Here is a 10,301-nt window from a genome sequence, read left to right as displayed (position 1 = left end):
GCCGACGGCCAGTTCGCGCACCAGGCGGTCGTGGGTGTGGGCGTTGCCGAACACCCAGCCGGCGCCGTGGATGTAGAGGATGACCGGCAGGGTGCCGTCGGCCCCTGCAGGCCTGACGATGCGGGCGCGGACGCTGCCCGTCGGACCGCCGGAGACGGTGATCCACTCCTCGTCGACGTCCGGCTTGGCGATCTCGCCGGACTGCACCTCGTCGACGGCCTTGCGACCCTCCGCCGGCGCCAGGTCGAACAGATAGGGCGGGTTCGCCGTCGCCTCGGCGAACGCCGCCGCCGCGGGCTCCAGCACCGGCTGAACCGGCTCGAAGACGTCTGACACAACAACCTCCTGGGAAAACACGGGACGCGCCGGACCGGCCCGGCGGAACCGGACCCGACGAGCGCGTGAGGCGCTGCCCGACGAGTCCGTCAATCCGCACGTTAGGTCCGGAAAGTGCGGGCGGATCGACCAGGAGTGCACGACCGGTGCTCCGCCGGCGAACGGACGGAACCTAGGGGCTCGCAAGGAGACCGGAGGATTGACGTGCCTCCCGGCCGCACCGATGATCACCTCGGGCCCAAGGCGGCAACCCGTCCCCCGCCCAGGCCGCGTCCGGACGTGGCTGAGGCAGCGGGACGGGTGTCGACCACGATGAACCGAGAGGACCCCCATGCACCGCACCGCACCGCACATCAGCGACTCCGGCCTCGTCCCGCCCCGCGCGAGAGTGGCCGTGCTCGGCCCCGGAGGGGTCGGCGGCCTGCTCGCCGCGCTGCTCTCCCGCGCCGGACACCAGGTGACCTGCATCGCCGGCGAGGAGACGGCGGACACCCTGCGCCGCGGTGGCATCCGCGTGCGCAGCGGCCGGTTCGGCGACTTCACCGCCGAGGTCGACGCGGACACCGCCCTGCGCGAGCCCGTCGACCTGTGCCTGGTGACGGTCAAGCAGACCGCGCTCGACGCGGCACTCGACCGCGTCCCGCCCCGTCTTCTCGCCGACGGCCTCGTTCTGCCGCTGCTCAACGGCGTCGAGCACGTGGACACCTTGCGGACCCGCTACGGCCAGGGACGGGTGGTGCCGGCGGTGGTCCGCGTCGAGTCCACGCGTACCGCCCCGGGGGTCGTCGAACACGGCAGCCCGTTCCTCGAGATCGACCTGGCGCTCCGGCACGAGCCCGCCGTCCCGCTCGCCACCTTGCTCACCGCCGCCGGCGCGGACACCCGCGTCCTCCCGGACGAGAACGCCGTCCTGTGGGCCAAGCTGGCTTTCCTGGCCCCCTTCGCCCTCCTCACCACCCGCTACGGCCTGCCGATCGGCGCCGTCCGGTCCGAACGACGCGAGGAGCTGGCGGCCCTGGTCGAGGAGACCGCCGCCGTCAGCAGGGCCTGCGGCGGGCAGAGCGACGCCGCCCGGATCCTGACGCGCTACGACGCCTTCCCGGCCGGCAGCAAGTCCTCGATGCAGCGCGACGCGGAAGCGGGCCGCCCGCTGGAACTCGACGCGATCGGCGGAGCCGTACTGCGAGCGGCACGGCGACACGGCATCCCCGTGCCGCTCACGGCACGCCTGGTGAGCGAACTGGAAGCCGACTGAGGGGAGTCGCGAGCGCGTCCGGTCGGACGTGTGATCGAGTTGGCGGAGCTGCCCTCCCCGGCTGAACTCCGCACGTTCCGCGCGTTGATGCTCCGTCTCTCCTCCCACGTCGACGAGAGGCGGCCCGGGTTCTTCGACGTCAATGTGTCCGCGGAGCGACTGGGCGTCGAGGACACGCGGGAGCCGGACCAGGGGTGTTCCGCGTTTCGCGAGCATCAAGCTCGCCGGAGACGGCCCGCGCGTCCGCTCCAGCTTCGCGAGCGGCGTCAGAAGGCTGTCGGCCGAGGTGGCGCTCGCCCGCCCCGGCGCGGGCCGGGGAAGGGCTGCCGTCCGCCGGTGTGGCGGACGGCAACCCGAGTCGGCGGGTGACGGGCAATCGGAGATCCGGTCCCTGAGCCAGGGGCAGGTGCTCGACGGCGCCGGCCCAGGCGGGAGGGACACGTCCCGGTGCCGCAGGCCGCTCTCCCCGAGACCTCTCCTGGGGCGCGGCAGCCTGATCGGCGCCGGTCCTGACCGTGACCGGGGCGTCGCCCCCCTTCGGTGCGGCCTCTCGACGTCCGGGGCGCGAGCCCGCTCGGTGGCAGCCCGTGGACATGAGGCACGGCGGACACAGGCGTAGGCTCGTCGGTGTGCGGTCGGCCGAGGCCCGCGGGCCGCGCCGTCCTCTCAGGCCATGGGTCCTCCTCGCTCGCGCCTGGCGCTGGAGCGACGCTCGACACCCGGCCGCTTCGCCAAGTCAAGCGGAAGGATCAGCAATGGGTACGGTCACGACCTCCGACGGTACGAGCATCTTCTACAAGGACTGGGGTCCGCGCGACGGCCTGCCGATCGTCTTCCACCACGGCTGGCCGCTCAGCGCAGACGACTGGGACAACCAGATGTTGTTCTTCCTGTCCCACGGCTATCGCGTGATCGCCCACGACCGACGCGGGCACGGGCGCTCCACCCAGTCCTCCGCGGGCCACGACATGGACACCTATGCCGCCGACGTCGCGGCGGTGACCGATGCCCTCGATCTCAAGGACGCCGTGCACATCGGGCACTCGACCGGTGGCGGCGAGGTCGCCCGCTACGTGGCACGCGCCAAGCCCGGACGGGTCGCGAAGGCCGTGCTCGCCGGGGCGGTCCCACCCGTGATGGTCAAGTCCGAGAGCAACCCGGGCGGTACGCCCATCGAGGTGTTCGACGAGTTCCGCGCGGCCCTCGCGGCCGATCGCTCGCAGTTCTACATCGACGTACCGTCCGGTCCCTTCTACGGGTTCAACCGAGACGGGGCAAAGGTGTCGCAGGGCCTGATCTACAACTGGTGGCGTCAAGGCATGATGGGCGCGGCCAACGCCCACTACGAGTGCATCGCCGCGTTCTCCGAGACCGACTTCACCGACGACCTCAAGCAGATCGACGTCCCGGTCCTCGTCGCACACGGGACGGACGACCAGGTCGTGCCCTACCCGGACTCGGCGCCGCTGTCGGCGGAACTGCTCCGGAACAGCAGCCTGAAGTCGTACGAAGGTCTGCCGCACGGGATGCTCGCGACTCATCCCGAGGTCCTCAATCCCGACCTCCTGGCATTCGTGAGGTCGTAGCCGCCGCGGCGCGCTCGCCCTCCGTTGCCTGCCGGCGACGACCCGCGCGACGGCCGGTGCACCTTCAGCTCCCGCACTCCGTGATGTCGTCGTCGCAGTCCTGCACGTCCTCGGGGGCGACGGTGTCGAGTCGCCACAGGACGAGGCCGTCGGTGCCCTCCCCCGCCGGCGTGACCTCGGCGGTGAAGGGAGATCCGGCGGGGATGGTGAACTGGTCGGCCTCATGGTCGCCGCACTCCACCTCCCACTCCGCTCTCCGCGTCACCACGCGCGAGGGTGAGGGCGACGGTGTGCGGCGCCGCTGCCTGACAGGCGATGTCGAAGGTGTAGGGCCGGTCGCCTTGCACCCTGAAGGTTCTGTCCAGCCCGTCCACCAACGCCGCCGTGCCCGAGTCCTCGCGCGAGGCGCTGTCGGGTTCGACCGCGTTCAGCGCGCGCGTGGCTCGCTTCATCGCCGCTTCCGCGTCGCCCTTGCCCTCCCATGCGGGGGGCCGTGACACGGAGGGCGTCCCTCCGTCCCGCGCCTCTTCAGGCTCTCGCGTCTCCGCCGCGCATCCGGTGGCCAGGGCCGCGAAGGTGAGGATGAGGGTGAGAGCGGGCCGTGCGCGCATGTCGCTCCAGTCGTTCGTACGGGCGGGGCGACCCGGACCGGCGTCGGGCCGTCCGGGCGTCGGTTCGTCCGGGGCAGGGACCGGCGTCAGTCGACGGGGCGGACGGCGTTCCGGGCGGCGCGGCGCGCGGTGTGCAGAGCCCCTTCCCGGGTGACTCCGCGCAGCCCCAGGACGACCCTGGTACTGAGTCCGTCGAGGAGTGCGAGGAGTTCGTCGGCGGCCGCCGGGACCTCTTCCTCCGGCAGGCCGAAGCGCCCCTGGCGCACCCCTCTGGCCAGCAACCGCTCCAGGTCCTCCTGCCAGGCCAGGTCGATCTCCTCCTGCGCCTGAGTCAGGTCACCGTTGCCCGCGGCGCGCGCCCACAGTTCGACCCACAGCATCCAGCGGGAGTCCCGGGGCCCCTCGGGCAGGTACAGCTCGAGGAAGGCGTCCAGGCGGCGGTGGATGGTGGTGCGCCGCGACAGCAGGGCCCGTCGCTCCTCGGTCAGCCGGTCCTCGCTCCAGCGCAGCGCTTCGAGGAGCAGCCGGTCCTTGCTGCCGAAGTAGTACAGGATGTGGCCGCCGGAGGTGCCCAGGCGTTCCGCGAGTGCGGACATGGTGAGATCGGCCAGGCCGTGCTCCGCGATGGCGCGCATCGCCTCCTCGAGCATGCGCTCACGGGCGATCACCCCGCCCCGTCTCCGTCGTGCCTCTGGCGCCGTCACGGCGACCAGTGTAGCGACGCACGCCGACGAACTTGAACGCTGTTCAAAATGCGAGAGGTCTCGGCCGGGCTATTGACAGGGCGCCCCCATCTTCCACATCTTGTATGACGTTCAAACTTACTTGAACCGTGTTCAAGGAAGATCTCCCCTCCTGCTCCCTCCGCCAGCGGCCAGCCGCCCGATCCCCGGGGACGCACCTCCATGACGCACCTACCTGCCGACACACCGCACGGCGCCTCCCCACCGACGCCCGCACCCGCCGCGTCCGACGGCACCACGGAACCCGCCGCCCTCGCACGGGTCCTCGGCCCCGTGGGCGCCGTCCTGCTCACGCTGTCCTGCATCACGCCCGCCTCGTCGCTGTTCATCCTCGTCCCGGAGCTGTTCGCCGGGCAGGGCACAGGAGCTCCGCTGACCATCGTCGTCGGGATCGTCATCTCGATCGCGGTCGGCGCGTGCTACGCCGAACTGGGCACCCTCACCCCGAGTTCCGGTGGCGAGTACGCCATGGTCGACGCGCTGCTGGGCCGGTTCCTCGGCTGGGTGACCTTCGCGATGACCATCGCGATGCTCGTGGTCATCCCCCCGGTGATCGCCCTGGGCACGGCCGACTACCTCGCCGGCCTCGTACAGGTGGACCCTCGAGTCGCCGGCTGCGCCGTCATGCTCCTGGCGATCGCGACGGCCGTGCTGGACGTCAAGTCGAACGCTCTGGTGACCGGAGCCTTCCTGGTCCTGGAAGTGGTGGCCGCCGTCGTGGTGGCCGTCCTCGGCCTGGCACACACCCAGCGTTCCCCGTCGGTGCTCGTGCACCCCGAGGTGTCCGAGGCCACGGCCGGGCAGGCGACGTTCACCATGGGCCTCCTCGTCTCCGGGCTCGCCGCCGCGATGTTCGTGGTCAACGGCTTCGGCACCGCCGCCTATCTCGCGGAGGAGATCCACCGGCCCCGCCGCAACGTGGCGCGCACTGTGTTCTGGTCGTTGTTCATCGGCGCCGCCGTCATCGTCGTGCCCACGGTCGCGGCCGTGCTGGGGACCGCGTCGACGGACACGTTGGCCACGGCCACCTTCTCCGACCTGGTGCGCGGCTGGGCGGGCGACACCACGGCCACGGTCATCGACCTGTGCGTCGCACTGGCCATCCTCAACGCGGTTCTGGTGATGGTGCTGCAGAACGCCCGGGTCGTGTACGCCTCGGGCCGGGACCGGGCCTGGCCGGAGCCGGTCAACCGTGCGCTGACCCGCCTCCACCCCCGTTTCGGCTCGCCCTGGGTCGCCACGCTGGTCATCAGCCTGCCCGGGGCGGCACTGGCCTGCTTCGCCGACCTGTCGACGCTGTACGAGGCCACCGGCGCGATCCTCGCCGTGGTCTACGTCCTGCTCGCGCTGGCCGCGCTGGCCGCCCGCCGGGCGCCGCTGCGCGACCGTCCGGCCTGGCGCATGCCCCTGTGGCCCCTGGCACCCGTCGTGGTGCTCGCCTCGGTCGGATACGTCCTGTACCAGCAGGCCGGACGTGACCTCGCCATCGCCGGCGGCGTCATCGCGGCGGCGGTCCTCCACTACGTCCTGTACCTGCGCCGGCATCCGCACGACCGCTGGCGGGTGACCGCTCCCGACGGCGACGACTGACACCGATCCGCAACCCTCACGCAGCCACACCCGCTGCCCGGGCAGCGCCACCGCCCCGGGGCACCCCGCACCGACTGGAGAACAGACCGTGACCCTCCCCTCCCCCGCCCACCTGGTCCTGCGCAACGCCCGCATCCACACCGTGGACCCGGCCCTGCCCTCGGCCGAGGCGCTCGCCGTGCGGGACGGCCGGATCGTATGGCTGGGCTCCGACGCGGAGGCCGGGCCGTGGACCGGTTCCGGGACCGAGGTGATCGACGCGGGCGGGCGGCGGGTCCTGCCGGGCTTCGTGGACGCGCACAACCATGTCCGGCTGGGCTCGGACGAGGAGTGCGTGCAACTCGCCGGGGCCCGCTCACTCGCGGAGGTCGCCGCCCGGATCGCGGCCTGGCGCGAGCAGCACCCCGGCGCGGAGTGGATCGAGGCGGAGGGATTCGACTACTCGGTCATCCCCGACGGCCGGACGCCCCGCGCGGAGGACCTCGACCGGCTCACCGGCGCCACGCCCGCCTTCGTGCTCAGCTACGACGTACACACCATGTGGCTCAACAGCGCCGCGCTGGCCAGGCTCGGCGTCACACGCGACAGCGGCGCGCTGCCGTTCGGCGTGCCCGAGAAGGACCCCGAGAGCGGCGAACCCACGGGTTTCGTCCGGGACTTCGCCGTGCGCGGACTGTCCCGCGAAGGCCATCGGGCGCTGCGCGACCTCGGCGTGCCCTGGGCTTCCCCCGAGCGGCAGTACGGGCGGCTGCTGCGCAGCCTTGAGGACGCGGTCCGCTACGGCATCACGACCGTCGTCGAACCGCAGAACTCCCTGGACGACCTGGAGCTGTTCGTACGGGCGCGCAAGGAAGGACACCTGCGCTCCCGGCTGGTGGCGGCGCTGTTCCATCCGCGGGGCACCACCGACGCCGACCTGGACGAATTCGCCGAGGCCGCCCGCCGGTTCGACGACGAGTGGATGCGGGTGGGACCGCTCAAGCTCTATATCGACGACGTGGTCGAGCCGCGCACGGCCGCACTGCTGGAGCCCTACACGGGCTGCCGGCACCGCGGCGACACCTTCTACCCGCCCGAGGAGTTCGCCGGTCTGCTGTCCCGGCTCGACGCCCGCGGCTTCCAGTGCTTCGTCCACGCCACCGGCGACCGGGGCATCCGTACCGTGCTGGACGCGGTGGCCCGTGCCCGCGGCACGAACGGCCCCCGTGACGCCCGCCACCAGGTGGTCCACGTGGAGTGCTGCGACCCGGCGGACGTGCCGCGCTTCGCCGAGCTCGGGGTCGTGGCCTGCATGCAGCCACGCCACTGCGCTCCCGAGATCGCCGGTCCCGGCCAGGACTGGGCCCGGAACGTCGGTCCGGCCCGGTGGCACAAGGCGTGGCCCATGCGCAGCCTGCACCGGGCCGGGGCGACGCTGGCCTTCTCCAGCGACTGGAACGTCGCCGAGATGGATCCCATGGTGGGGCTGTACACGGCGGTGACCCGCCGGCCGCTGACCGGGGGCGAGGCGTGGATCCCAGAGGAGACCGTGGACATCGAGACAGCCGTCCACGCCTACACGATGGGATCGGCGTACGCGAACTTCCTCGACAACGACCGGGGTTCGCTGACGGTCGGCAAGTTCGCCGACCTGGTCGTCCTCTCCCGTGACGTGCTCACGGCCGACCCCGCGGCCATTCCCGCAACCGTGTGCGACCTCGTCATGGTCGGCGGGAAGGTCGTCCACCGGACCTCGGGATGACCGGCGCCCGCGCGTGCGGCCGACGGCGGTCGCGGGGCCCACACCTGGCTGTTCGGCTCGCGTCCGTCCCGTCGGTCAGACGGGCAGAGAGGTGCCGAGCAGTGCGGAAGCCCGCTGCACCGGGTTTTCGGTGCGCGCGGGTGCGGCCTCGGGAAGGCCACGACAGGTGAAACCGAGCCGGGACATGGCCCGGAGGACTTCGGCGGCACTGAAATCGCGGCGGTCCTGACGGGTGACGACCTGGCCGACCTGCTTGACGGGGTAGTGGCGTCGTCCGATGATCACGGACTCGCCGGTGACCGGTTCGGGCTTGACGCCCTTCATCGATTCCAGCACTCCGCTCTTGGTCAGGTCGAACGGGAAGCGGGCGATGACACAGCGCATGATGCCTCACAGGGAGAGGGACGGACGGGGCGGACCGTCGTGCAGCGGTTCAGCGGGAGAGGGCGAGGACGCCCGGAACGTTGCCGTGTCCGTCGGCCACGGTGATGTCACGCAGGCGGGTCCGGTCCGTGTATCCGGAACCGTCACGAACGGCCGTGAGCCTGTCCCGGGTGACCAGGCCGGTGCACAGACCGTCCTCGTCGCAGACGATCAGATGACCCGTCCGGGCGGCGGTCATCACGGACAGTGCCACCTCCACGGTCATGTCCGCCCAGACCTGCGGTCCGGCCGCGTCCATGGGGTCGGCCACCGTGCGGAGCACGGGGCGGGTGCCCGACGGGCGGAACTGCGTCTGTACGAGCGTCAAGGGTGCCTCCTGAGGAGTGGTGCCGGCTTCCTGATCACGAGCGTTTCTATGCCGCCGCACCGGCGGACGACTGCTGTACGGGCCCGCGGCGGGCCGCCGAGGCGGGGCGGCGTCGGCCGCGTGAGGTGGCGCCGCGCTTCTTCGGACGTTCGGTCACCGGTGCGGTGATGACGACCGGGATGCCGGAGGGTGTCTGGGCTCCGGTGATGCGGTGCAGGGCCTCTTCGCCGGCGCGGACCTGGGTGGTCCGCGGGACGATGCCGGCCGCTGCCATGAGGCGGGTCATGTCGCGGCGCTGGTTGGGGGTGACCAGGGTGACGACACTGCCGGACTCGCCGGCGCGGGCGGTCCTGCCGCCGCGGTGGAGGTAGTCCTTGTGGTCGGTGGGCGGGTCGACGTTGACGACGAGGTCCAGGTTGTCGACGTGGATGCCGCGCGCCGCGACGTTGGTCGCCACCAGCACGTTGACGTGCCCGGTCTTGAACTGCGTCAGCGTGCGGGTGCGCTGCGGCTGCGACTTCCCGCCGTGCAGCGCGGCGGCCCGCACCCCGCTGTTCAGGAGGTGCTCGGTGAGGCGGTCGACGGCGTGCTTGGTGTCGAGGAACATGATCACGCGTCCGTCGCGTGCGGCGATCTGGGTGGTGGCCGTGTGCTTGTCGGCGCCGTGGACGTGCAGCACGTGGTGCTCCATCGTCGTGACGGCGCCGGCCGACGGGTCGACGGAGTGCACGACGGGGTCGCTGAGGTAGCGGCGTACGAGCAGGTCGACGTTGCGGTCGAGGGTGGCGGAGAACAGCATCCGCTGCCCCTCCGGGCGCACCTGGTCGAGCAGGGCGGTGACCTGTGGCATGAAGCCCATGTCGGCCATCTGGTCGGCCTCGTCGAGGACGGTGACGGCGACCTGGTCCAGCCGGCAGTCGCCGCGGTCGATGAGGTCCTTGAGGCGTCCCGGTGTGGCGACGACGACCTCGGCGCCGCCGCGCAGCGCGCTCACCTGCCTGCCGATCGGCATCCCGCCCACCACCGTGGCCAGCCGCAGCCGCACGGAGCGGGCGTACGGCGCCAGCGCGTCGGTGACCTGCTGCGCCAGCTCACGCGTCGGTACGAGGATCAGCCCCAGCGGCTGCCGGGCCTCGGCGCGCCGCCCTGCCGTACGGGCCAGCAGCGCCAGCCCGAAGGCGAGGGTCTTGCCGGAGCCGGTGCGGCCACGGCCGAGAACGTCCCGGCCGGCGAGGGAGTTCGGCAGGGTCGCGGCCTGGATCGGGAACGGTACGGTCACGCCTTGCGAGCCGAGCGCGGCCAGCAGTTCCCCGGGCATGTCGAGGTCGGCGAAGCCGTCCACGGCGGGAAGCGCGGGGGTGATCGTCCTGGGGAGGGCGAACTCCCCTTGGACCGCGGTGGGCCGGCGGCTGCCGAATCGGCTCCCGCCCCTTTGGGAATCGGCACTGCCGTTGCGGGTGCGGGCGAAGCGGTCGTTCGTGCGTGCGCGGTTCATGCGGAACCTTCCTCGACGCGGCACATATCAAGGAATTTCCGCGGCGAGGAGCAGCACGGAGAATTGCGAGAATGGGCCGGTGGAACGCGATGCGAATTCGGCCGACGGATAATCCGTGCGGCGGCAGACGCTGGAATGAGCGGCGCGAAGTGCACCCGGTGTCCGGGCGTCCACCGCGATGAAAAAGCGTTGC

General features: G+C 71.9%; 10 protein-coding genes. 4 read left to right on the top strand and 6 right to left on the bottom strand.

Going from position 1 to position 10,301, the window contains the following annotated elements; genetic code table 11:
- Positions 1-336: alpha/beta hydrolase (locus IEZ05_RS19570; RefSeq protein WP_189231431.1), on the bottom strand; the 336-nt coding region annotated here is incomplete at its 3' end.
- Between the two features lie 331 nt (positions 337-667).
- On the opposite strand from IEZ05_RS19570, the gene IEZ05_RS19565 reads away from it, so the two are divergent.
- Both IEZ05_RS19565 and IEZ05_RS19560 read left to right on the top strand, forming a co-directional pair.
- Complete coding sequence (locus IEZ05_RS19565; RefSeq protein WP_189231430.1) at positions 668-1,591, top strand: ketopantoate reductase family protein; 924 nt, start codon at positions 668-670, stop codon at positions 1,589-1,591.
- 755 nt (positions 1,592-2,346) lie between these two features.
- Positions 2,347-3,177 (top strand): alpha/beta fold hydrolase, encoded by an 831-nt coding sequence (locus tag IEZ05_RS19560; RefSeq protein WP_189231429.1) that lies wholly within the window; start codon positions 2,347-2,349, stop codon positions 3,175-3,177.
- A 64-nt stretch (positions 3,178-3,241) separates the two neighbouring features.
- Here IEZ05_RS19560 and IEZ05_RS19555 read toward each other — a convergent pair whose 3' ends face one another.
- Positions 3,242-3,442, bottom strand: coding sequence for a hypothetical protein (locus IEZ05_RS19555; RefSeq protein WP_189231428.1), 201 nt, complete (start codon positions 3,440-3,442; stop codon positions 3,242-3,244).
- Between the two features lie 432 nt (positions 3,443-3,874).
- The gene (locus IEZ05_RS19550; protein WP_189231463.1) at positions 3,875-4,438 is read right to left on the bottom strand and encodes a TetR/AcrR family transcriptional regulator; all 564 of its coding nucleotides are present in this window, start codon (positions 4,436-4,438) and stop codon (positions 3,875-3,877) included.
- A gap of 255 nt (positions 4,439-4,693) precedes the next feature.
- On the opposite strand from IEZ05_RS19550, the gene IEZ05_RS19545 reads away from it, so the two are divergent.
- Positions 4,694-6,121: an APC family permease gene (locus tag IEZ05_RS19545; protein ID WP_189231427.1), complete on the top strand. Its 1,428-nt coding sequence runs from the start codon at positions 4,694-4,696 to the stop codon at positions 6,119-6,121.
- 88 nt (positions 6,122-6,209) lie between these two features.
- Entirely contained in the window at positions 6,210-7,862 is a 1,653-nt protein-coding gene (locus IEZ05_RS19540) for an amidohydrolase (RefSeq protein ID WP_189231426.1), read from the top strand.
- 75 nt (positions 7,863-7,937) lie between these two features.
- Here IEZ05_RS19540 and IEZ05_RS19535 read toward each other — a convergent pair whose 3' ends face one another.
- Genes IEZ05_RS19535 through IEZ05_RS19525 form a run of 3 tightly spaced genes read right to left on the bottom strand, consistent with a single transcriptional unit; the run spans position 7,938 to position 10,108 of the window.
- Positions 7,938-8,246, bottom strand: coding sequence for an SCO5918 family protein (locus IEZ05_RS19535; RefSeq protein ID WP_189231425.1), 309 nt, complete (start codon positions 8,244-8,246; stop codon positions 7,938-7,940).
- A 49-nt stretch (positions 8,247-8,295) separates the two neighbouring features.
- Positions 8,296-8,613 (bottom strand): CBS domain-containing protein, encoded by a 318-nt coding sequence (locus IEZ05_RS19530; RefSeq protein WP_189231424.1) that lies wholly within the window; start codon positions 8,611-8,613, stop codon positions 8,296-8,298.
- Between the two features lie 46 nt (positions 8,614-8,659).
- On the bottom strand, positions 8,660-10,108 hold the full coding sequence (locus IEZ05_RS19525) for a DEAD/DEAH box helicase (protein ID WP_189231423.1): 1,449 nt from the start codon (positions 10,106-10,108) through the stop codon (positions 8,660-8,662).
- Positions 10,109-10,301 lie beyond the last annotated feature (193 nt).

The sequence above is a fragment of the Streptomyces flaveolus genome, from assembly GCF_014648815.1.
GTDB lineage: Bacteria > Actinomycetota > Actinomycetes > Streptomycetales > Streptomycetaceae > Streptomyces > Streptomyces flaveolus.
This window is presented reverse-complemented; position numbering and strand designations above follow the sequence as displayed.

Coding starts and splice junctions, on each gene's coding strand:
- IEZ05_RS19560 (WP_189231429.1), top strand. CDS start 2,347: ATGGGTACGGTCACGACCTCCGACGGTACGAGCATCTTCTACAAGGAC.
- IEZ05_RS19550 (WP_189231463.1), bottom strand. CDS start 4,438: ATGCTCGAGGAGGCGATGCGCGCCATCGCGGAGCACGGCCTGGCCGAT.
- IEZ05_RS19525 (WP_189231423.1), bottom strand. CDS start 10,108: ATGAACCGCGCACGCACGAACGACCGCTTCGCCCGCACCCGCAACGGC.
- IEZ05_RS19565 (WP_189231430.1), top strand. CDS start 668: ATGCACCGCACCGCACCGCACATCAGCGACTCCGGCCTCGTCCCGCCC.
- IEZ05_RS19535 (WP_189231425.1), bottom strand. CDS start 8,246: ATGCGCTGTGTCATCGCCCGCTTCCCGTTCGACCTGACCAAGAGCGGA.
- IEZ05_RS19545 (WP_189231427.1), top strand. CDS start 4,694: ATGACGCACCTACCTGCCGACACACCGCACGGCGCCTCCCCACCGACG.